This window comes from Candidatus Schekmanbacteria bacterium (assembly GCA_016219965.1).
Taxonomy (GTDB): Bacteria; Schekmanbacteria; GWA2-38-11; order GWA2-38-11; family J061; genus JACRJM01.
Genome location: JACRJM010000007.1, coordinates 299,247 through 321,657, shown reverse-complemented (window position 1 = coordinate 321,657; position 22,411 = coordinate 299,247). Strand labels below are relative to the sequence as shown.

The window sequence follows — 22,411 nt, the reverse complement described above, 5'->3', positions numbered from 1 at the left end:
AATAACTTCCAATTTGTCCAAAAAACCGACATTGTGTCGAAATTCTGAACAAATTGAAAGTATCAGGTTTTTTGCTATTTTAAATATTTCAATATGTTAAGTCTGTCCATTAGCTAGGCATAATAATTGCATGGTTCTCGTCTGAAAAAATAAACCGGGTAGCATTAATTATTTTGTTTAAAGGGGGTAGTATGAAGTTTAAAGTTAATCTTTTAATATTATTATGTTGCGTTGCGTTATTCCTTTTTACCTCTTCACAGCTTAATGCAACAGTCCTTAATTCGAGCCTTACAACTGATAACGAGTTTTATCTCTATATCAGTACCAATGATTTAATACCAGGTACACTTGTAGGTTATGGCAGTAATTGGGGTGCAACTTACAGCTATGGCTCACTGCTGACAGCTAACGTTACCAATTATATCCACATCTATGGTATTGACTGGGGTGGACCCCAGGGACTGCTTGGGACTTTTACATTAGATGATGCAAATTTCGTGTTTGAAAACGGGACTAATACATTGAACACCGATACGGTCAACTGGGATGTAAATACGACCGGTTTCGGCAACGCATATAATGCCCCTGTAAGTTACGGGTTAAACGGTGTGAGCCCATGGGGTTATCATCCACCTATATCCTCAACTGCAGAATGGATCTGGGACCCAAGCGGGAATTCGTATTTTGCTAACAAGTCTTATTTTTCTACAAAAATTATTCCTATCTCTGTTCCTGCACCTGAGCCATCGACTATGCTTCTGGTTGGAGCCGGACTTTTAGGAATGGGTTTTGCTATAAGAAAAAAATAATATTTTTTTGTTTTTTTAATGGATTATTTCTTATATGCAGCGCGCATATAATATGTTCAAATATATTCAAGAATCTTCATAGGGGCCGAGGAATCGTTCCCCATTGAAGTGAATTAGATGTGTAGCCGAGTCAGCTATCCAGACTTCAGTTTCCCAGGATATATCATCAAGATATTTTACCATTGTCCGGCGATCAATAAAAGCAGTTACATATACTAGTCCAGCTTTAGAGCCTGAAAATAATTTTTGTAATTCCTGTCGTCTTTTGGGATTTACTGGCCCGTGACTGGTAACTGCTTCAATCAGAACGAGCCAGTTCTTTTCTACGTAATGCACTACGACATCGGGCATCTTGCCATGCTCTTCTATCTCAACCCCTAACTTTTTAAGTGCATGTGAATCAAAAAATGCCCATTTAGACTGTGTGTCACCTACATATATGACGTAACCTCCTGGTGTAAAAATCGGACAAAAATCATCAATAATTTTTTTCACCAATACGTTTTGACCACCCGGTGAAAGCTTAATATCCAAAACATTTGATATTTTCACAGGGATGCGATTTATATCTCGTTCCCGCGCATAGAGTTGTTTGAGTGTTTTTACTGTGCGTAGATACTCGCGTAAATATTTATTCCAACTTGGTTTACCAAACTCTCGAAGAAGTTTTAAAGCAGCCGGCTCAATTTGATAAACTGTTTTCCCGCTGTTTGTTGGTCTGGAGGGGTTATCCGGGTTAGGAACAATCAGCGCCGCCTGTACAAATTGATGAACTGTCTGGCGACGGACTGTTTCTCTACTATTAGGGGCATATTGTTTACCATAATATTTAGCAAAGAATTCCATCATTGGTGTAATTCCAATTAATTTATCTTTTGCTGATTCCCACTTCTCGTTAGGTTTGAGGTCTAATAAAGAAAGCAGTGTTAGAGCAGATCGTTCATTCAGTTGCTGTTTAGGAAAACCAAGCAGTTCCAAAATCTTTAGAGCTTCCCTAATCTTACGCTTTGTTTTTTCTATCTCAGCTTTTTTAGCAATCATTTTTGCATATTTTTTTCAAAAGAAGATCCACTGTTTCCTGATCAGGCATTCGATGCTTTATGTGTGCCCCTAGCTGTAACAACTGCTGGCGGGTAGGATAACGCATTTTCCTAAGATCAGTGGCATTGACCTGTGTATGTCCGCTAAACAGTCTAAAATATTGGTCACAGAGCGAAGAATTAAGGTACAAGGCTAAACCATTGGCCATGTTTGCAGATAACTCCTTACCTCGTGAATGAAAATAATTCAGGTGGTTCTCAAACCCAACAAGCGAAGTTTTAATCTTGTGGGGATCATATACCGCAGCAACAATGCGTCGCCTCTCTTCTTTTGATGAAAAACGCTTGGTGAGGACATAATATCTATTGTCTATCAATAAATCTTCTGTACGCTCTGTGATAATAATCGCATTCGATTTCTTTCCTGATTTAGCAGGCCAATTTACAAAACCATCTTCGAAATGACATGGATAGATGAGTGGCGCAGTACCATGTTCTGGTAGAAAACGAAGATGATCCTCTGCTCGAAAATCCACAACACGACCTGTGGAAACATCCAAGTCTAGCTCATCGAGTGATGTTGCAAAATTTCTCATTTGCTCCATTATTCTGTCATCTCCATTGCTCATTATAAGATAAATAAAGGCATCGCGATCACCCGGTAAAATCACATGCTCATATGGCACAGATCTTTCCGTTGCTTTTTCAAAATCCATGGCTTCAGATGAAGAGATTATCAAGCAATCAGGTTTTCGCTCTCCTCTGATGGCATAATAAATCACATTTTCCTGTAAAACATTATCATCTCCGAATGCTTTTTTGCGGGATTTAAACGAGTGAATATGTTGCAGACTCATCATATCCAGCAGTGCAATGCGGAATCGGCGGAAATATGGACCATTACAAAAACTCCGGGGAGTAATTGCTACTAATTCACCTGTAGACTCTAACATTTGGGCTGATAACCATACGAAAGCAGCATATAGGTTAGATACCTCAACTCCGGCTGCATCGAGCAATCTGCGTGTCGCTGATTGCTCAGAGATTTTTTTATACGGTGGATTCAGAATTGCATGAGTAAACCGTTCACACTGAACTGCAAAAAGTCCATCCTCTGTTTGTGCTATGGCGCTTGTTAAAAAATCTTCCGTGCGTATTTCTCCTAAAAATGGAATGTCTGCTTCTTTACATATAGATTTACATCTCAACATTGTTTCATTCAAATGTGGCAAAACAGATTTATCATTTTCGTATGCAACTACCTTAATCGAAAGTGGACGCTGTTTCCTCAAAAGTAACATTTCAATGCAAGCAGCAAACAGAACACCTACGCCGGCTCCAGAATCCAAAATCCTAACATGCTCTCTATCCTGCTTAAATAATGATGCCATAAACTGTGCAATTTTAGCGGGTGTTAAGAACTGTCCAATTCTCGACCGTTCCTGTCGACAGCTATTGCCGTTTATGTGTTTACGTGTAATGTCTAATGTGTTTGATAGTTCAGCTTTCATAATTAATTTATGTAAATAAGCAATTATAGTTCCTAAATTTTTATTTTTTAAAATGGTTTATATTTTAATAATATTTAGTATAGCGAATGATAATTTACTTTGAAAGCTCTTTTGATAAATGGTTTGGCAAATTCCGTAACAGGCGCATGAAGTTTTAAGCCTGCACGGGACTGCCAAACCATTTGTTAATGAGATATATTGGGAAATAAAAAAAGGGGAAAAGCATATTGCTTTCCCCCTTGTATTTTCTGATTGCTGCCGCTTTACACCTTACTGTGCCGGCGGTGGCGGGAACGGGTTTACTTCCGGAAGCGGATAACCCGGATTGGATGTTGTTCTCGGATCGAGCAGCTTCTTCATGCCGATTACCAGTTCATGATAGTTGCACATTGCAGGGCCGGTTATCCATGTCATCGGTCCTAATGGCCATGTCGGCATCATCTTTCTTTTTACCGCCTCGACGATTGTTCCAACATAACCGTTTATAAATGTTGCACCCGCTTCTATGTCATGCTCGAAGTAGATTATAGGCTCAACCTCGGAGAAGTGGCACATCTGATAGGAGTTCACCCAGTCGCTGTGGCTCAAGTCTTCGACGAAATGTCCTTTCTTGTATGCGTCTTCGATTATTGGCCACATGAATTCGCTTGTCCTGATGGTGTGGTCTATGGAGTCGAAGCCGAAACCGCCGAGTACGAAGAAGTCTCCCGCAGGTCTGTAAAGTCTGTTTGACATTCCACATCTCAAAGCTTCGCCTATTGCATGGGAGCCGGTCTTGTAAAGATCGGAGTTTTCGTCAAGGTAAGTCCCTTCATGGTCATTTACAATGTCGTCAAGAACCTTCTTCTCATATTCAAGCTGACGTGGTGATGAGAAACCCATCAACGATACAGCCATAATATTTTTCCACTGGTGCTGGAATTTGGGCCATCTTTCCCAGAACTCTTCAACGGACAGACAGTTGTCTGCAAGTATCCAGTTTGCACCTTCCTCATGGACAGCGCCTGCAATCTCTGAGTGTCCGATGTCATACATTGCGTCGCCAAGCTGATGCTTGGATTTAAACTGTATGAGCTTCAGGCAGAAACGATCTTTCGGGAGATCCATATGGAAGTCCGGATTTGCTCCCTTAACAGGGTATATTCTCGGTCCCGGATAGGGAAACAACTTTACTGACATTGTTGTTACCATTCCCAGTCCGCCGCAGTGCCCTGTGTCTGCCCGTACCAATCCTTTGAGATTCACCCCTGCGCAGTCGCCCCAGAACCAGCCGGCTGCATTGTTTCCCCTTGAACCTAGTTTTAATAGGTCTCCGTTGGGTAGAACCCAGTCGCAGGCAAGTATGCCTCTGTTGAAACCATACTTGTGCCCCATGCCTCCCATACCCTGGAACAGGTTGTTTGCCATTACGGAAACCTGTGAGCCGGCTTCCGGTGTGGTTATTGAAAGCCCGACCTTGTGCGCTTCTGCCTGTAGCTGTGCGTAAGTAACGTAGGGCTCAACGACTGCATACATGTTCTTTTCATCCAATTTCAGAATCCTGTTCATCCTTTTGGGATCGATGATTACCGTGTCAGGACGAACCGGGATTGTAGGAGGAAGAAGATTTGTTCCTACCGGGATGTAGTTGAAACCGTATCTGTTGGCAAGCTGGATTATGGCCTGTATCTCCTCCGTGCTGCTTGGGAGCGCCACAGCCGCAGGCCTGTATCTTCCTGACTGGACATGGGTGCTGTAAAGAAGCCACATGTAGCTGTATGCAGTTGTTACTGCCGGATCATCGCAAACATTCTTTGGCCCTAAAGCATCTTCAAGAGCCTGATATGCGCCTAATGGTAAACTCATTTTCCTTATCCTCCCCGCTTTATTATAAAGCCATTTCGATTAGTTCAACGAGACTCAGCATCTTTATCTTGCTGCCGTCAGCCTTTATTGCATCGCCAAGGTTTGATTCGCACCACGGACATGAAGAGACAAGCGCTTCAGCACCTGTATCCTTTGCTTCGTCTACCCTTTCCTTTGCCGAGTATGCCGCAAACTCAGGATATGCCGACCTTACGCCGCCGCCTGCTCCGCAGCACCATGAGAACTCCCTTATCCTTTCCATCTCAACGAACTCAAGTCCGGGGATGGCATTCAGCACATTGCGCGGAGCATCATAGATTCCGCCTGCGCCGAAGTTTCTCTTCCTCGGAGGATTTGAAACACCCCACTTTTCCCTTTCGCCCTTCCAGAGGTCTTGTTTTTCTCCGCCTCTTCCAAGATGGCATGGATCATGCCAGGTGACTCTCATGTTGACCTTTTTATTGAATTTGAGTTTCCCCTCTTGTATGAGCTGGTCCATGAACATCATGCTCTGCATGACATCATAATTCCTCTTAGCCACGCCCGGATAATGTCCCTCAAATGCTCCGTAGCATCCTGAACATGAGGTTATGACCTTTTTTACGCCAAGCTTGTTGAATGTATTCACGTTGTCTACTGCATATTCATTGAAAACATCTTCCATGCCGACCTTTAAAACCGGGCTTGCGCAGCATCTCTCGTTGTTGCCGAGAATGCCTACATCCACTCCGGCTGACTGCATTATACGAAGTGTTGACTGTGCAACCTTCTGGAGGTCAGCGTTAAATGAGTATGTGCATCCTGCAAAATAAAGGACTTCAGCCTTTTCTTTATTCAAGTCCTTTACCTTCATCTTCCTTGCCCAGTTCCCCCTTCTGTTCTTGGGCTGCTGCCAGGGGTTGTCATTCTTCTGTATGCTCTCGACTGCAGGCATATGCGCGGGGAGAGGTCCTTTCCCCATCTCTACAACATATTTCCTGAGTTCATGGAATATCTCAAGAGGTTCCATGTCCCTTGAGAATTTGCATGTAACGTCGCATCCGCCGCAGAGGGTGCAGGTGTAAATAACTTCAAGCGCCTTGTCGGTAAGCTCTATCTCACCTTCGAGAAGCCCCCTTGCCACATCGAAGCGTCCCTGTGCTGAATATGCATCATAGAGATACATTCCGCTTGAGGGGCAGATCTTTGCTCTGTCCTTGCTCTTTACGCTCCAGGCATGGACCCATTTGCAGGTCGAACACCTTTCGCAGTTGACTAAATCCCATCTGTATTTTTCAAGTCCTTCTAATTTATTATGTCCTTCGGAGCCCATTATCTCTTTTCCTCCTGTTCTTTTTTAGAATTAGAATCCTAGTTTCCCGGGATTCATTACATTGTTAGGATCGAGGTAATCTTTTAATGTTTTTGCCGTCTTATACTGAATGGTGTTTCTGCCATGAACTATCTGGGCCCATTTCCCGTACGCCCTTGTGTATAAAGCGCCCTCTGTGTACATCGCCTCGCTTGCTGCTTCGTGAAGTTTCTTTACCTGTGCGCATTCGTCAGCATCATTGGGGTTAAAGGGGATGCTGAATTCAACGTACGCCACCCTTCCTGTTTCAATGGGCTGGACGTAGATGCCAATGTCTGAGGCCGGATAATCGAGCCTGTTTGCTTCTGCTTTCATGACATCAACAAAGTCAACTGTCCTGTCCAGCGTGGTGAGGAAGAATATGTCTGAACTTCCTCCCTTATAAGCTTCCTTCCAGTAAACTTCCTTATCCCAGCAGCGTCTAAGATTCTTTGCAAAGAACGGAGCGGCCTTGGCTGCGCCTTTTATATCAAGCGTAGGCCTTACTCCGAAATCCTGTGCTGTGTCGAGAAAATCCGCTTCCTGATATGCGATCCTTTCTTCAGGGCGTCTCTTTAATCCGCCTATTACGAAGACCTGTACATACTTTGGAAGATTCCTTTTCAAGGATTGGAAATCATCAGGCATGTTGTCCGCCAGTATTGCGGCGAGATTTGCGCGGTTTAATACGAAGCATTCATAGCCAATCCATTTGCGAAGGACTTTTTGCGTAAAATTGCTGGCTTCTTTTATGCAGTCAAAAGAAGTGAAGTATATTCTTTCTTTTACAGGGAGAGGTTCTGCCATTATGTTTGCCCATGTGATTATCCCGAGTGTCCCCTGTGCGCGCGTGTAAAGCCTGTTCCAGTCAAAGCCCGGTCCCCAGGGACCTACAAGGTCTGTGCCAATGTCTTTTGTTGTGTCCATGAGTTCTGGAGGCGCAGGTGCGGCAGAGCCTGTTCTGAATATGTCCCCCTTGGGCATTATTATCTCTGCGGTGTACATAGGTTCGCTGTATACGAATTCTGCAACAGCCATCGGATGTGCTTCAAGATGAGCTGTGAGCACTGACTGGTCTTTGCGCGGAAGAAGGGGCATCATGGCGCGCAAACCTTCCTTTTCAAGTGCTTCCTGCAGTTCGTTGTAATTGACGCCGGGCTGAATGCGGGTGGCACGGTTCCTGTAGTCAACCTTGAAAATCTGTTTCCATCCTGACAGGTCAACGATAACTCCGCCTATCCTCGGTATGGTACATCCATAATTATGAGTGCCTGAGCTTGCGGGTATTAAAGGAAGAAGAGTTTCATTGGCAAGCTTTACAAGCTTTACTACTTCATCGGTATTGCGGGGATGGACGACAAAGGTCGGCCTCCCTTCCGGCTCGAGGCTTCTGTCCTTCGAGTACCTGGCAATTGTTTCAGGATCGTTCTTTACGTTCTGGTCTCCTACAATTGCCGAGAGTTTCTTCTTTAATTCTGCATTGTAATTCTGCTTTTCGGCGACAACCTCTTTGTAAGGCTTGTCCTCTAAAGGCTTGATGTAATCTACTTTGGCAGGATTCAAATTCTTCGCGGGCATTTGTTACCTCCTGGGTTATATCTTATATTTATTTTATTTAGTTGCTGTATGCCTGTTTCTAATCTTCGAACACAAAGTTCTATTGTCCGAATAATGGGGATTTGTCAAGCAAAACTTCCACCTTGATTTTTCCTCTTTGTCCCGTCTTTTTTAGGTTAAGAACCTATATCAAAGCAAGCATATAATTTTTATTATGACCTTATGACCTAAGTCATAGAAGGGAAGGTTTAAATTACCTATATTAGGAATAGAATAATGAAAAAGAGTAAAACAAAATTTTCTTACATAAGGGAGAAAAAATGAAAAGAAAGATAGTTATAATAGATGAAAACAAATGCAATGGTTGCGGAGAGTGCATACCTAATTGTCAGGAAGGTGCAATTCAGCTTATAGGCGGAAAAGCGAAGCTTCTTGCGGAAAAATACTGTGATGGACTTGGCGCATGTTTGGGCACATGCCCCATGGATGCGATAATAGTTGAGGAAATGGAAGTCTCTGAAGATTTCGATGAGAAGGCTGTAAAGAAACTTCTTGAGAGCCAGGGGAAGAAGTTTGTACCTGTGGCAGAGCAGGTGCGGCCTCATCATGCGGGCGGCCATGCTTTCGGCGGATGTCCCTCTTCAGCAACAAGGACTTTCAACAGGGAGTCGGAGAGTGCCGCGTCCAGTGCTCCAACTGCTGAGATAAAGTCAGAACTCATGCACTGGCCTGTTCAGCTTTGTCTTGTTGCTCCCTCAGCGCCGTTCCTCCAGAACTCGCATCTTTTGATAGCTGCCGATTGTGTTCCCTTTGCCTATGCGAATTTTCACCAGAAGTTTTTAAAGGACAAGGCGCTTCTTATAGGATGTCCAAAGCTTGATGACATTGAATTTTACAGGGAGAAACTTACTGAGATATTCAAGCATAGCAATATAAAAAAGGTTTCAATCGTCCACATGGAAGTTCCCTGCTGTTTTGGTCTTGAATCAGCAGTAAAAAACGCCATACAGGAGTCAGGGAAAGACGTTCCCTTTGAAAGGGTCATTGTCTCTGTTGATGGAAATATAAGACAGTAAAGAAAATCAATTATCCCCGAAGCGGGGACAGTTATGTATATGCTGACCTCGCCTCCCCTTTTTAATGAAACTTCTCATTTACATATGAAATAATAAACTATATTTTTTCTTCACAAATTTTTTATTTTGCATTGATAAATTCTTATCAATTACAGAGTTTTTTTATAAATATGGTTGGCAGGCGAGTATAATAATAATGGAAAGGAATGTGAGCTTGAAAAAAAAGATCATAACTATCCAGCAGATAATGACCAAAAAAATTGTCACTGTAGGGTTTGATGACAATCTATCAACAGTGAAAGAGATATTTGATCACCTGAAATTCCATCATTTGCTTGTAGTTGATTCAGATGAGCTTTTTGGGATTGTGTCAGACCGGGATTTGCTAAAAGCGCTAAGCCCCAGAATCGGGACCGTGTTGGAAACTCCTGATGATGAGGCAACGCTCAATAAAAAGGTGCATCATATCATGAGCCGGAAACCGCTTATTACATTGCTACCCGATGCCACAATAATTGATGCAGTAGATTTGTTTAGTAAGCACAACATATCCTGTATTCCTGTTGTGGACAATGACTATAAACCTATAGGACTGGTGAGCTGGAGAGATATCCTTAGAGCATTAGTTAACCAGTTAGAGGAGTTGGAGGGAATTTAATGGCGCCTGACAAATATATAGAAGACAAGGAAAACAAGGTAAAGATAGATGCTGTCATAGACGGCAAGACCGGAGAGCTTGATTTCAATACGCTTAAATCCGGCGGTGTTATAAAACAGCGGCAGAAGGACCTTTTCACAGTGAGGCTTCGCTGTCCCGGTGGGCGGGTGCCTTTAGACAGGCTTGAAAAGATTGCACAGGTAGCGAAGAAATACGGCGGTGATTATGTCCATATATCTGTAAGGCAATCTATTGAAATAACCTATGTGAATTTCCATGATTTTGCAGCGCTAAAAAAAGACCTTGATGCAATCGGGCAGGAGATCGCCTCCTGCGGGCCAAGGGTAAGGGTCCCGACAGCCTGCTCAGGATGCGAGTATAATCCCAATGGCGTGACAGACACGCAGAAGATGGCAAAGATGGTAAATGACACTTTCTTCGGCAGGGAGTTAAACCATAAATTCAAGATATCCTTTTCCGGATGCCCCATAGACTGCGCGCGCACCACCGAGATGGACATGGGGTTTCAGGGTGCTGTGAAACCTGTTTGGACTGAAGACATCTGCACAGGATGCAGGCTCTGCTCTTTTACATGCCTTGAAGGCGCAATCGAAGCAGATGCAGAAACAGGTCATCCAATATATAAAAAAGAAAAGTGTCTTTACTGCGGTGACTGCATAAGGACATGTCCTACCGACGCATGGGCGGGCGAGATAAGCGGCTGGATGGTGCGTGTAGGAGGAAAGCACGGACGCCATCCTGTTGTTGGAAGAAAAATCGCTGAGTTTGTTTCTGATGAGAAGCTTGCACCGATTATAGACAGGACACTCGAATGGTATAAAAAAGCCGGCAAGGGGAAAGGGAGAAAAAGGATATGCACGCTTCTTTTACAGGATAGCGCATGGGAAGATTTTATATCTTTTATGAAACCTGTGCTTGGGGAAAATGCGGTTCTATCGCCGCTGCCGCCTACTCCGGTGGAAATCCACTTTGAGAAAAAATAAAAAATAAGAACACAACCGTTGATTTTTATTTAAGCAGGAGAATCTTAATATAGAATAACAAAGAAATACGTCCTTATAAAAAACTAATAGAAACTATGACTTAGGTCATAGTCTTTTTTGTTAAGGTTAGTAGATTAGTTGAGTAGAACTAAATATTAAACCGTTGGGGGGCGTAGTTATGAGACCAAAGTTGTGTTCCTTGATCCTGCCGTTGTTTATTGTCCTTTTTATTTCATCTTCAGTATTAATCTTTGCTATAGATATCCCGCAAGACAGCAAAGACTGCATTGAATGCCACACAAAAGAGAAGGTAGCGCGTGCCACTATCGATGAGTGGATGCAGAGCCGCCATTCACTAAACAGTGTCGGTTGCTATGACTGCCACAGAGCGGAAGCTACTGACCCTGATGCTGTAAGCCATTACGGCAAGACCATATCAGTTATCGTAAGTCCCAAGGATTGCGGCGGATGCCATCAGAGAGAGGCGGCAGAATTCGGGAACAGCCATCATGCCAAAGGAGCGGATATACTTGGTTCCCTGGACAATCTTCTTGGAGAATCAATAGAGGGGATTGCAGCGGTAAACAGCGGCTGCAAACAGTGCCATGGTTCAGAAGTAAAAGTTCTTGAAGGGGGAAGGCTTGACCCTGCAACTTGGCCAAATACCGGCATCGGAAGGATAAACCCGGATGGAAGCAGGGGCTCATGCTCTGCCTGTCATTCAAGGCACAGCTTTTCAGTAGAGATTGCAAGGCGCCCCGACAACTGCGGCAAATGCCATCTCGGACCTGACCATCCGCAGAAAGAAATCTACGATGAATCAAAGCACGGCATAGCATTTTATGCGAACGAAGACAGAATGAATCTCAAGGCGCAACCCTGGGTGCTGAGCAAAGATTACTCGGCAGCCCCGACCTGCGCGACCTGCCACATGAGCGCGACACCTGAGCTTCCTGTGAGCCACGACATAGGTATGAGGATAAGCTGGACCTTAAGGCCTGAAGTATCAAAGAAGCTTGATAACTGGGAAGTAAGAAGAGGCAATATGAAAAAGGTTTGCGGCGAATGCCATTCTCCAAAATATGTGGATGGCTTTTATACCCAGTTTGATGAGGTTGTAAATCTTTACAACAACAAATTTGCGATCCCTGCAAAGAGCATAATGGAAAAGCTCAGAGAATCAAAAAAGCTAACTCCGACGCAGTTCGATGAAAAGATAGAATGGACTTATTATCTTCTCTGGCACCATGAGGGAAGAAGGGCAAGGCATGGCGCTGCCATGATGGGGCCTGATTATACGCAGTGGCACGGGTTCTTCGAGGTGGCCGAGAGGTTCTATACAGAGTTTATCCCTGACGCTGAAGCGCTTTTTCCCGGAGTGACGAAAGATGTAATGGATATGGATTTTAACGCATGGAAGAAGGGAATTTCAAAAGAAGAAAGAGACAAGATTAAAAAATACTATCAGGAAAGATACGGCCAGTAAAAATTTAAATCTTAAAGAGCATGGCGAATACATACAAGGTAGAGATACCAGACTATTCATACTGGAAAAACCAGATAAAATGCCAGCAGGCATGTCCGGTGCATACCGACTCAGGCGGTTATGTCCGCGCAATCGCCGCAGGCAATTATGAGCAGGCTTATCTCATAGCAAGGGGACCGAATCCTCTTGCATCCATTTGCGGCAGAATCTGCGGCGCTCCATGCGAGGCTGCATGCCGCAGGGGCTCTGTTGATGAGTCGGTTTCCATAAGGGCATTGAAGAGGTTTGTGATCGAAAGCCTTAACCTTGAAGCGGACAGGAACCTTGCAGAAAAATTCTTCCACCGGGTCAGAAATTTCCTTTCACCGCAGGATTGTACGGCTGAAGAGGAACTAAGTTCGCTCAGAAGTTTTTTAAGCGGAAAAGAGATACCAAAACCGCAGGGGGAGAAAATCGGCATCATAGGCGCAGGCCCCGCCGGACTTGCTGCAGCCCATGACCTATGTCTCCTTGGATTAAGGCCTGTGATATATGAGATGGAATCTGTCCCTGCAGGGATGCTCTATCTTGGTGTTCCTGAATACAGGCTTCCGCGGAATATTATAGAAGCTGAAGTCGAGGTGATTAAAGCGCTCGGAGCAGACATCATATGCAATATGCAGGTTGGTAAAAATGTAACTCTTGAAGGATTAAGACAGCTCCACAAGGCGACTTTAATCGCAGTAGGCGCCAAGAAATCTGCCAAGATACCTCTGCCCGGAGTTGATGCGGAAGGAGTCATCGGAGGAGTTGATTTCTTAAGGTCAGTGTCATTGGGAGAGCCTATAAAACTTGGGGCGAGAGTCGTTGTAATAGGGGGCGGCAATGTTGCTTATGACGTTGCGCGGACTGTGCTTAGGCAGGAAGAATATGACATATCCAGAACTGCCCTGCGCCAGCCGCAGGTAAAGGAAGTGATGCTCTGCTGTCTGGAGTCCCTTTGCGAGATGCCTGCCGATGACGTGGAGATAAGGGAAGGCGAAGAAGAGGGGGTAAGCCGTTACAACAGCATGGGACCGAAAGAGATATTAACCGAGAACGGCAGGGCAAAAGGTGTTGTATTCAAAAAAGTGCTTTCCGTATATGATGAGAACAAGAGGTTCTCTCCTGTTTATGACGAAGCTCAGCTTACCACGCTTGAAGCTGATACGGTAATACTTGCCATAGGACAAAGGGCAGACCTTTCATTCATAAGTCCTGAAAGGGACAATATAAAGCTCACAGAAAGGGGACAGATAATCGTTGACCCCGACACCCTTCAGTCTTCAGCCCCTGATGTTTTTGTTGCAGGCGATGTTGCCCATGGAACAAAGCTCATGATAGATGCCATTGCAAGCGGGAAAAAGGCTGCAAGGTCTATCTTTGAATATGTAACAGGGAAGAAACTCCTCCTTGAAAGGAAAGCCTCTTTTACCATTCTTGAAAATTATTACCGCGACAAAACCTATGACAAAATAAAGCGTGTACATCCTCCTTCTGAACATCCTGACGAGAGGAAAAAATCTACCAAGATATCTGTTGAAAAAAGCTTTGATGTTCCCATAGCGGTATCTGAGGGAGTCCGCTGTTATTCCTGCGATATCCAGACAATATTTCATAGCGAAAGGTGCATACTCTGCGCGGGTTGCGAGGATGTCTGTCCGCGCAGGTGCCTTCGGGTAGTGCGCGTAGAGATGATAAAGGGAGACGAGAAACTGGGATCACTTCTTAAAAAGAGATACGGGGAAGACGCTCCCAGGAAGGGGAGTGCAGTCATAAAAGATGAAACAGAGTGTATCAGGTGCGGGCTATGCGCCAAAAGGTGCCCTGCTCTTGCTATCACTATGGAGCAGTTCAAATTCGAGGAAAAACTTGCAGTAAAAGAATATTAGGTCTGGAACAGCCAAGCTGTTTTAAAAATTATCGTATAAATTTTGAAAAAGGGAGTCTGCAAAATGGATGACGGAGAAAAGATAGACCGCCGCACTTTTATTGAGAAGGCGGGATTCTATTCATTCTGGCTCACACTGGCGGCAAGCGTTGCAGGGGTTGTTAAATTCCTTATGCCCGATGTTTTTGACGAGCCGTCAACGTCTTTCAGGCTTGGCAAGCCTGAAGAGTTCACAAAAGACGGCGGGACAAGGCTCGAAGACAAGAACCTCATGATTTTCAAAGATCCTGAAGGGCTTTATGCCATATCTGCCATATGCACGCATCTTGGATGTATAGTGGGAGAAACGCCAGCAGGGTTTGCATGTCCCTGTCACGGCAGCAGGTTCGATAAGCAAGGAATTGTGGCTGGAGGCCCTGCTCCCCGCAATCTCCCCTGGTTCAAGATATATTTATCGCCTGAAGGATACCTGATGGTTGATACAGCGGCTACTGTGACCATCGGGGAGAAGTTCAAAATATAATTACGTTAGGAGCAATGGCCATGTCAACTTCAGATAAGAAGGGAGCTGCATCGGTTTTTATTGAGAACTTTAAGCGCATACCTTTTTCTTTCAGGGACGCTTTTTCGCGCCATGATATTCCGCCGGAATCTGAAAGGGAAAAGGCTGCCGCGGTTTTCTCGAATTTCTTTCTTCATCTTCACCCGACGCGTGTAAGCTCTCATGTGGTTAAGCCCACATATACGCTGGGGCTGGGACTGATGTGTGTTTTCCTTTTTCTTATACTTGGTGTTACCGGTGTGGTGCTGATGATATATTACATCCCCCACGTTGACGGAGCCTATGCTTCTGTAAAGAACATAAGGTATGCGGTTACCGGCGGCAAGTTCGTAATAAATGTTCACAGATGGTCAGCTCACGGCATGGTTCTTGTGGTCCTCCTTCACATGATGCGCGTATTCTATACAGGCTCATACAAAGCACCCCGGGAATTTAACTGGATGATCGGAGTGGTACTACTTTCCCTTACACTTGCTTTGAGTTTTACCGGCTATCTTCTTCCCTATGACCAGCTTGCATACTGGGCAATGACTATAGGCGCTAACATAGCGGGCTCTCTTACTGAGCTGACTGACGCAATCGGAGTGACAAAATTCTTTGATCCCGGAAAACTTCAAAAACAGCTCATCATAGGCGGCAACACCATAGGAGAACCTTCTCTTATAAGATTTTATTTCCTCCATGTAATATTTCTTCCCATTGTCATCAGCATTTTCATAGGCGTACATCTCTGGAGGATTACAAAGGATGGCGGGCTTTCAAAGCCGCTTGACAACAAGCAGTTTACAGAGTCCGTAAACCCGGATGATGAAAAGAGCCCCAATCCGGACAAGACTTATGGTCTCATGTCGCTTATCCGGGGGAATACTCCGCAGGTAGGCAATTACTCCGACGACACAGTGCCCACATGGCCAAATGTGTTGCTTGCAGAAGGGGCGGTATTTATTTTCTGCCTTGCGGCAATGAGTCTTTTATCTTTGTTCTTTGATGCTCCTCTCAAGGAGCTTGCAAACCCGTCTGTCCCGGAGAATCCGGCCAAGGCTCCATGGTATTTCCTCGGTCTGCAGGAGCTTGTAAGCTACTCTGCATTTGTGGGAGGTATCCTTGTTCCAAGCATTACAGTGCTGGGGCTTATGCTTATTCCATTCCTTGACAGAGAGCTTCATGACGTAGGGGTATGGTTTTCAGGTTCAAAGGGCATTTCCGTTGTAAAGCGCTCGGCTGCTTATGGATTCTTCTCGCTCGTCGTACTCATAGCGTTTACAATAAAGTTCGGCTGGCTCAGGAGCTGGTTTCCCGGAGTTCCCCAGATCGTGATAATAGCCATCAATCCTGCAACGGTGATCATAGGGCTCTTTGCCCTCTGGTATTTCAAAATATTAAAGGAAACGGGGTCTATGCGCCTGGCGTCAATTGCGGCGTTTACACTTTTTGTAATAGGTTTTGCAGTGCTGACTTATGTTGGTACTTTCTTAAGAGGACCTAACTGGGAGTTTTTCTGGCTTCAATCCCAGTGGCCCGGGATACATTTTGACTGATAACAGTTTATTAAAAAATCTCAGGGGAATTTATTTTTAAAGCTATGCGGACTCTAAATCATAAAAAGAGATAAGGGCTAACAGAATGAGGAAATTTTTTGCAATATCAAGTATTGCGGCACTGCTTCTCCTGCTTATAGCTGCCTTTATTAATATCCGTCCGGAATGGAAATATTATCAGAGGCAGTATAAGAAAGTTGCCAGGGAAAAAATCAAGGATGAGGCAATCTTAAAGATCATTCTCGATAAAGATATTTCCCTTGAACAGAATTACATATCATCATTCGGCAAAGTGGACAGGTGTGTTGCCTGCCATCTTGGGATTGAAAATCCTTTTATGTCGGACGCTCCACAGCCTTTCACAGCCCATCCCGGAAATCTGTTAAAGATACATCCGACAGAAAAATACGGATGCACCGTCTGCCATGAAGGGCAGGGAATCGCGACAAAAACCAGAGATGCCCATGGCATAGGGGTTCCTTATGTTGAGCGACCAATGCTCACGGGGCCATTTGTCCAGTCATCATGCCTTAAGTGCCACGAGAACCTTAGAGACATAGGCGCAGATGTTGCGGCAAGGGGAGAAAAAATATTCAGAGAAAAAGGATGTCAGAACTGCCATAAGATAAAAGGGGTGGGAGGTCATCTAGGTCCTGACCTCACTTTAATTTCTGATGCAAGCATATATCTTAAACACGCTACCGAGCCAAATCTGCATGAGTATCTCAAGAGATTTAAAGGAAATTACAACACGGCTTTTATCTATGAGTCGGTTCTTCTGCCTAAGGCACAGCCTCCGGATTCAGCAATGGTGGATTTTCATCTCACAGAAGCAGAAGCATTTCCCGTCACTGTTTATCTGAAAGGGATGACAAAATCGAATGTTCCTTCTTCGTATATTCCTGTTGAAGCACAAAAAGAGGAGACAGGACGCGAGCTCTTCATGGAGTTCTGTTCGGTCTGCCACGGCAGGGACGGCGAGGGTACAAAGCTTCCCGAACTTGGGAACAAGATAGGCCCTGCCATAGGCAACCAGCAGTTCCTCGCAATAGCAGACAGGGCAATGCTTGAATATATAATCACAAACTCCAAGGGGAGCGGGTCTATGCCTGCATGGGGGACCGCCGGAGGATTGGACAGGGAGAGGATAGAAAAAATCATAAATTACATAAAGTCATTGAGAGTGCCTTCTCCAACCTATCAGGAAATAATCGAAGCCGGAGGCAATCCGCAATACGGCGCAGAGCTGTTCATGGCAAACTGTTCCGGTTGCCATGGATTCGACGGCAAACACGAGATAGATCTTATTGGCCCTACATTGAACAATGCACAGCTTCTGTCTATGTCGACACCGCGCTTCTGGTACGACACTCTTACAAAAGGCAGGGAAGGAACTGCTATGCCCGCCTGGAGCTTCCTCGGAGGGGAACAGCTTGCTGATATTATAAGTTATCTGAATTCATGGAAAGCAGAGCTCTATGAAGCCGGCAAAGCGAACGGAAGGGGAGGGGCAGGAACTTCTGTTGCAAACGGGAAAGAATATTTCAAGATGAACTGCGCCGGCTGTCATGGGATCAATGCCGAAGGAAAAATCGGGCCAAGCCTGAAATCACCTGAATTCCTGAGAGTCGCAAGCAGGGGTTATCTTAAAAAGGTAATAACAGAAGGGCGCGAAGAAACAGCAATGCCTGCTTTCAGTTATCTCCAGCCGCAGGTGATTTCGGATATAGTGTCTTACATAAAGTCTTTTTATGCAGGTCCTGAAAAGCAGCTTCCATATATTAAGATCAGAGGCTCTGAATATAACGGAGAGAAAATTTATAAACGCATCTGCGCCCAATGCCATGGGATACGTGGGCAAGGGGGTGTGGGGCCCGGAATCGGAAGAAATGGTTTCTGGAAGCAGACATCTGAAGCATTTATAAAGGAAATGGCAATCTACGGCAGGAGCGGCACTCAGATGAGGGCGAACCTTGTGGGGAAAGGCGGACTTGTGGAAATTTCAGAAATAGATATTGAAGATACAATCGCCTATATCAGAACCTTCCTCGATGATGAAGAGAGCTTAAATCCGGCATTCATTGACGGCGATGCGCAGTTTGGAAAAGAAAGATTTGAAAGGGTATGCGGACAGTGCCACGGCAGAAGCGGAGAAGGAGGTATCGGTCCTGCCATAGGGAAATCCGGATTCCTTAACAGCGTGACTGACGGATTTATAGAGGCAATGGCAGTAAGGGGAAGGGACGGTACCGAGATGCGTTCCTTTACAGGGACATCCGCAACAGGTGATGAACTTGCACGCCTTGAGGAAAAGGAGCTTGCCAACATAATCGCCTATCTTCGAAGATCAGCAGTGCTGACAGACCCGAAGCCAAAGCTCCTTGTAGGGACACCGATTACAGGAAAGATGCTCTTTGAAAGGAACTGTGCCCAGTGTCACGGCGAAGAAGGAAGAAACAGCTTTGCCCCTGAGCTTGGCAATGCCAAGTTCCTTGCGGCAGCATCTGACAGTTATCTCCAGGCAACAATGGCACTTGGAAGACATCAGACCCTCATGAAGCCCATGATAAGAGGCGGGTCAGGCGTGGTTGAGCTCACCTCCCATGAGGTAAATGACATAATCTCGTATTTAAGAACACTGAACAAATAAATAAAATAAATAGAGGAGAATAATAAAATGGGAAACAAGGGAAGCATAACTCGAAGAAATTTTATTAAGGGTACGGCAGCTGTGGGAGTGGGCCTCGGGCTTGACGGGATGCTTTTTTCCCCTACGAAAATCCTTGCAGAAGAAAAAGGCGCCACAGGGTTGATTGAAAAGCTTTCCCAGTGCCCCTATTGCGGAGTGGGATGCGGAACAGTGATCAAGGCAGATCCTGCGACAGGAAAGATATTGGGTGTAGTGCCGGACAAACAGCACCCCACTAATAAAGGCGTCCAGTGCATAAAGGGTCTTAATGCAGACGAGCCCACTTACGTTGACAGGCTTACAAAGGTTCTCATAAGGAAAGACATGTCTGATCCTGAAAAAGGATACGAGTCAACCACAAAAGGGAGGTTTGACGACGATGTATGGCGAGAGGCGACATACGAGGAAGCAGAGGAACTGGTGGCGCAGAAAACCGCTGCGCTAATCAAAAAATATGGAGGCAACTCCATAGGTTTATACGGCTCCGGCCAGCTTACAGTGGAATCCCAGTGGATGGAAAACAAGCTGATGAAAGGAGTTGTTCAATCAAATTCCATCGAAGCGAATGCGCGTATGTGCATGACAAGCGCAGTCACTGCATACATAGCAACACTTGGCTCTGATACTCCGCCACTCTGCTATGATGATATCGAGCAGGCTGACATGATTACTTTCTGGGGGCATAATCCCCGCGAGTCGCATCCTATAGTGTTCTGGCGTGTGGCTGACCATAAGAAGAAGAACAATATCCCCACGCTTGTTTCAGATCCGAGGAGAACCGGTACTGTACAGGCTTTTGAGGCAGTCAATCCAAGGAACAGCTATCATTTCCCTACGATCAACGGCGACATATCCTGCCTCAATGCGATAGCTCACTGCCTTATAACGGAACATCCGCAGGTTATCGATTACAAGTTCCTCAAAGACAATGTGAACGGATGGCAGGAGTACATAGATGTAATAAAGAAGGAGTATTCTCCGGAACAGGTGAAAGACAGGACAATGATCGAGCCTGCGCTTATAAGGAAAACAGCTTCAGAATGGGCTGATGCCACAATGAAAGGAAGAGCGCGCGGAAAAGGCGGAGTTATCTCCTTCTGGGGGATAGGCTATAATCAGCATATCCACGGCCAGCATAATGTCATCAGTATAATCAACCTCCATGCACTTACAGGGAACATTTGCAGACCAGGGGCAGGACCATTCTCGATGACAGGCCAGCCCAATGCTATGGGGGAAAGACTTATGGGCGGCCTGACCAACAGGCTTCCCTTTAACGAAGGACTTCCCAATGAAAAGCACCGGGACTGGATAGCACAGTGCTGGAACCTGCCAAAGGAAAGGCTTTTAAAAACATCGGAATTGAAAAATCCCGGCATGATGATAGGGCTCTTTGAAAGAGCGCTAAAGGGTGATGTTAAAGCTATGTTTTACATCTATACGACCCATATTCACCAGCCAGATGTCAACAATCTCATAAGGCCAGCAATGAAAAAGATGTTTGTTGTTGTCCAGGACATATACAGGCACGCGCCTAATCTCGCATTTGCGGATGTAGTCCTGCCTGCTCTGACGTGGGGCGAGTGGCAGGGAGGAACATACATAAGCTCGGAAAGAAGATTCGATATCTGTGATGGTGTTGGAAAAGGGATAGAGGGACTTGAACAATGCAAGCCTGACCTTGATATGGCAATAGACAAGGGGATAAAGCTTGCAAACCTTCTCGGTCTCGATGGAAAGAAAATATTCCCTTATAAGAAGAAGAAATTCCATCCCAAAGGACAGGAGCTTTATGATTCTGAAGAAGTTTTTGAAGAGATAGTGAAGGCATCAAAGGGGACTGATGCTGATCTTTCCGGGATGCTTGAAGTGAGAGAAAAGGATGGCATAGGCTTGTATGACCAGTTAAGGATGCTGCGCGGAATTCAATGGCCTGCGCCGACATACGAAGCGGCAAAAGCAGGGGGCACGCTGCGCCGTTATATGGGACAGGAAGGCGACTGGCCCGGGAAACCTTACGGAATGTTCAGGAACAAGGATGGCAAGATGATTATGAAGCTTTGCCGCCAGGACTACTCGAAAAGAAAGGAAGTAAACAAGGAGCTCGCAAAGCTTGGTACGGAAAAGGGCTATTATGCGATCGACCATATGGATGTCATAGAAAAAGCACGCGACATGGCGCTGACGCCGGAACTTCCTGATTTTGAAGTGAGGGGCAAGCACTGGAGCAAAATTTCGAAGGACAAATATCCTTTCTGGCTCGGACTGGGGATTGTTTATGAACATTTTCACACGGCAAAGACAATACGCGGTGCAACGACAAGAAGACTTGTGCCTGAACAATATGTTGAGATGCACCCCGAAGATGCCAGGGAAAACGGGATACAGGACGGCGATAAAATCAGGATTATTACAAAACGCGGCTCATATGAAGGACGGGCAAGTGTAGGCGGCATAAGGAGCAAGGTGAAACCTGCAAGATCTGAAGTTCCAAAAGGATACTTATTCTCGCCGTGGAACCTTTCAGTTGCAGACTCTGCCGATCCTGCAAAAAACAGATGGCTTGTTAATGCAGTTTCTCACCGGGCATTTGATCCGGTTTCAGGACAGGTGGATTATAAAAAGCTTGCGGCAAGAATAGAAAAAATCTAATTATTAAAGGGTTCCCCGCCCCGGTGAATGAGAGTTTTAAGGCTCTTCATGCATTCAGGCGGGGAACTGTTTTTAGAGTAATAGTAGTAAAAAAAATCTTTTTTCACGGATGCTGATAAAGGAAGCCACGAAATGGAAAGAAGAGAGTTTGTAAAAGCAGGGTTATTATGTCTGCCTTTTATTGGACTTTCAGGATGGCTTGTTAATGACAGGTTAGAAAAACTTTCTGATATCACTGATTCAAGAGGAAGGGTATATTTGCGTCCTCCGGGCGCACTCCCTGAAAAAGAGTTCATTTCCACATGCATTAAATGCGGCAGATGCGGCGAAGTCTGCCCAAATGATACGCTTAATTTTTTTGACGAGATCTCATCACCTGCCCTGGTAGGCACCCCTTATTTTATCCCAAGAGAGAAAGCTTGCATGCTTTGCATGAAGTGCACCCAGATATGCCCCAGCGGTGCGCTCGTAAAGGTTGAGAGCGATGACGGAGATGTTATTTCAAAAGTAGTGAAAATCGGGACAGCCGAGGTTGATAAGAATATCTGCAACTCCTACAACGGGATCGCCTGCGGTGTTTGCGTAAGAGCCTGCCCATATTCAGGCATAGCCCTTTCTGCTGAAACATGGGAAAGGCCTGTAGTCAATGTAGCAGCCTGCGTGGGGTGCGGTCTTTGCGAGCAGATATGCATTCATGCACCGCAGGCAATCAGGGTCAAACCTGCAGGAATACAAAGGGTTTAGC

Annotated in this window: 16 protein-coding genes; 11 read left to right on the top strand and 5 right to left on the bottom strand. The window is 45.2% G+C overall.

The window, feature by feature from the left end; all coding sequences use genetic code 11:
• The first annotated feature begins 191 nt into the window (after positions 1 to 191).
• Positions 192 to 809, top strand: a complete 618-nt coding sequence (locus tag HZA77_09940) for a PEP-CTERM sorting domain-containing protein (GenBank protein MBI5375747.1) — start codon at positions 192 to 194, stop codon at positions 807 to 809.
• Positions 810 to 875: 66 nt separating this feature from the next.
• On the opposite strand, the gene HZA77_09935 is transcribed toward HZA77_09940, so the two are convergent.
• The 5 genes from HZA77_09935 to HZA77_09915 form a co-directional block, all read right to left on the bottom strand.
• Positions 876 to 1,829, bottom strand: coding sequence for a restriction endonuclease (locus HZA77_09935; GenBank protein MBI5375746.1), 954 nt, complete (start codon positions 1,827 to 1,829; stop codon positions 876 to 878).
• 10 nt (positions 1,830 to 1,839) lie between these two features.
• Positions 1,840 to 3,360 (bottom strand): Eco57I restriction-modification methylase domain-containing protein, encoded by a 1,521-nt coding sequence (locus HZA77_09930; protein ID MBI5375745.1) that lies wholly within the window; start codon positions 3,358 to 3,360, stop codon positions 1,840 to 1,842.
• Between the two features lie 270 nt (positions 3,361 to 3,630).
• Positions 3,631 to 5,205, bottom strand: a complete 1,575-nt coding sequence (locus HZA77_09925; GenBank protein MBI5375744.1) for an FAD-binding oxidoreductase — start codon at positions 5,203 to 5,205, stop codon at positions 3,631 to 3,633.
• A 22-nt stretch (positions 5,206 to 5,227) separates the two neighbouring features.
• Positions 5,228 to 6,517 (bottom strand): (Fe-S)-binding protein, encoded by a 1,290-nt coding sequence (locus HZA77_09920; protein ID MBI5375743.1) that lies wholly within the window; start codon positions 6,515 to 6,517, stop codon positions 5,228 to 5,230.
• A gap of 30 nt (positions 6,518 to 6,547) precedes the next feature.
• Positions 6,548 to 8,113: an FAD-binding oxidoreductase gene (locus tag HZA77_09915; GenBank protein ID MBI5375742.1), complete on the bottom strand. Its 1,566-nt coding sequence runs from the start codon at positions 8,111 to 8,113 to the stop codon at positions 6,548 to 6,550.
• Positions 8,114 to 8,412: 299 nt separating this feature from the next.
• Here HZA77_09915 and HZA77_09910 point away from each other — a divergent pair, with 299 nt between their 5' ends.
• The 10 genes from HZA77_09910 (at position 8,413) to HZA77_09865 (ending at position 22,410) form a co-directional block, all read left to right on the top strand.
• Entirely contained in the window at positions 8,413 to 9,168 is a 756-nt protein-coding gene (locus tag HZA77_09910; protein ID MBI5375741.1) for a 4Fe-4S binding protein, read from the top strand.
• Positions 9,169 to 9,397: 229 nt separating this feature from the next.
• Positions 9,398 to 9,826 (top strand): CBS domain-containing protein, encoded by a 429-nt coding sequence (locus HZA77_09905; protein MBI5375740.1) that lies wholly within the window; start codon positions 9,398 to 9,400, stop codon positions 9,824 to 9,826.
• Positions 9,826 to 10,830, top strand: a complete 1,005-nt coding sequence (locus tag HZA77_09900) for a 4Fe-4S dicluster domain-containing protein (protein ID MBI5375739.1) — start codon at positions 9,826 to 9,828, stop codon at positions 10,828 to 10,830. Before HZA77_09905 ends, HZA77_09900 begins: the two co-directional genes overlap by 1 nt.
• Positions 10,831 to 11,008: 178 nt before the next feature.
• Positions 11,009 to 12,316 (top strand): hypothetical protein, encoded by a 1,308-nt coding sequence (locus tag HZA77_09895; protein ID MBI5375738.1) that lies wholly within the window; start codon positions 11,009 to 11,011, stop codon positions 12,314 to 12,316.
• Positions 12,317 to 12,336: 20 nt separating this feature from the next.
• Positions 12,337 to 14,226: an FAD-dependent oxidoreductase gene (locus HZA77_09890; GenBank protein ID MBI5375737.1), complete on the top strand. Its 1,890-nt coding sequence runs from the start codon at positions 12,337 to 12,339 to the stop codon at positions 14,224 to 14,226.
• Positions 14,227 to 14,289: 63 nt separating this feature from the next.
• On the top strand, positions 14,290 to 14,748 hold the full coding sequence (locus HZA77_09885; protein ID MBI5375736.1) for a ubiquinol-cytochrome c reductase iron-sulfur subunit: 459 nt from the start codon (positions 14,290 to 14,292) through the stop codon (positions 14,746 to 14,748).
• Between the two features lie 20 nt (positions 14,749 to 14,768).
• The gene (locus HZA77_09880) at positions 14,769 to 16,325 is read left to right on the top strand and encodes a cytochrome bc complex cytochrome b subunit (GenBank protein MBI5375735.1); all 1,557 of its coding nucleotides are present in this window, start codon (positions 14,769 to 14,771) and stop codon (positions 16,323 to 16,325) included.
• Positions 16,326 to 16,410: 85 nt separating this feature from the next.
• Positions 16,411 to 18,975 carry a c-type cytochrome gene (locus HZA77_09875; protein ID MBI5375734.1) on the top strand — a complete coding sequence of 855 codons (2,565 nt, stop codon included), beginning with the start codon at positions 16,411 to 16,413 and terminating at the stop codon, positions 18,973 to 18,975.
• Positions 18,976 to 19,002: 27 nt separating this feature from the next.
• Positions 19,003 to 21,666, top strand: a complete 2,664-nt coding sequence (locus HZA77_09870; protein ID MBI5375733.1) for a molybdopterin-dependent oxidoreductase — start codon at positions 19,003 to 19,005, stop codon at positions 21,664 to 21,666.
• 132 nt (positions 21,667 to 21,798) lie between these two features.
• The gene (locus HZA77_09865; protein MBI5375732.1) at positions 21,799 to 22,410 is read left to right on the top strand and encodes a 4Fe-4S dicluster domain-containing protein; all 612 of its coding nucleotides are present in this window, start codon (positions 21,799 to 21,801) and stop codon (positions 22,408 to 22,410) included.
• Position 22,411 lies beyond the last annotated feature (1 nt).

What these genes read in the sequence shown, in the direction of transcription:
- HZA77_09875 (MBI5375734.1), top strand. Translation starts at nt 16,411, where the DNA reads ATGAGGAAATTTTTTGCAATATCAAGTATTGCGGCACTGCTTCTCCTG.
- HZA77_09895 (MBI5375738.1), top strand. Translation starts at nt 11,009, where the DNA reads ATGAGACCAAAGTTGTGTTCCTTGATCCTGCCGTTGTTTATTGTCCTT.
- HZA77_09925 (MBI5375744.1), bottom strand. Translation starts at nt 5,205, where the DNA reads ATGAGTTTACCATTAGGCGCATATCAGGCTCTTGAAGATGCTTTAGGG.
- HZA77_09890 (MBI5375737.1), top strand. Translation starts at nt 12,337, where the DNA reads ATGGCGAATACATACAAGGTAGAGATACCAGACTATTCATACTGGAAA.
- HZA77_09880 (MBI5375735.1), top strand. Translation starts at nt 14,769, where the DNA reads ATGTCAACTTCAGATAAGAAGGGAGCTGCATCGGTTTTTATTGAGAAC.
- HZA77_09900 (MBI5375739.1), top strand. Translation starts at nt 9,826, where the DNA reads ATGGCGCCTGACAAATATATAGAAGACAAGGAAAACAAGGTAAAGATA.
- HZA77_09870 (MBI5375733.1), top strand. Translation starts at nt 19,003, where the DNA reads ATGGGAAACAAGGGAAGCATAACTCGAAGAAATTTTATTAAGGGTACG.
- HZA77_09865 (MBI5375732.1), top strand. Translation starts at nt 21,799, where the DNA reads ATGGAAAGAAGAGAGTTTGTAAAAGCAGGGTTATTATGTCTGCCTTTT.
- HZA77_09930 (MBI5375745.1), bottom strand. Translation starts at nt 3,360, where the DNA reads ATGAAAGCTGAACTATCAAACACATTAGACATTACACGTAAACACATA.
- HZA77_09885 (MBI5375736.1), top strand. Translation starts at nt 14,290, where the DNA reads ATGGATGACGGAGAAAAGATAGACCGCCGCACTTTTATTGAGAAGGCG.
- HZA77_09940 (MBI5375747.1), top strand. Translation starts at nt 192, where the DNA reads ATGAAGTTTAAAGTTAATCTTTTAATATTATTATGTTGCGTTGCGTTA.
- HZA77_09910 (MBI5375741.1), top strand. Translation starts at nt 8,413, where the DNA reads ATGAAAAGAAAGATAGTTATAATAGATGAAAACAAATGCAATGGTTGC.
- HZA77_09915 (MBI5375742.1), bottom strand. Translation starts at nt 8,113, where the DNA reads ATGCCCGCGAAGAATTTGAATCCTGCCAAAGTAGATTACATCAAGCCT.
- HZA77_09920 (MBI5375743.1), bottom strand. Translation starts at nt 6,517, where the DNA reads ATGGGCTCCGAAGGACATAATAAATTAGAAGGACTTGAAAAATACAGA.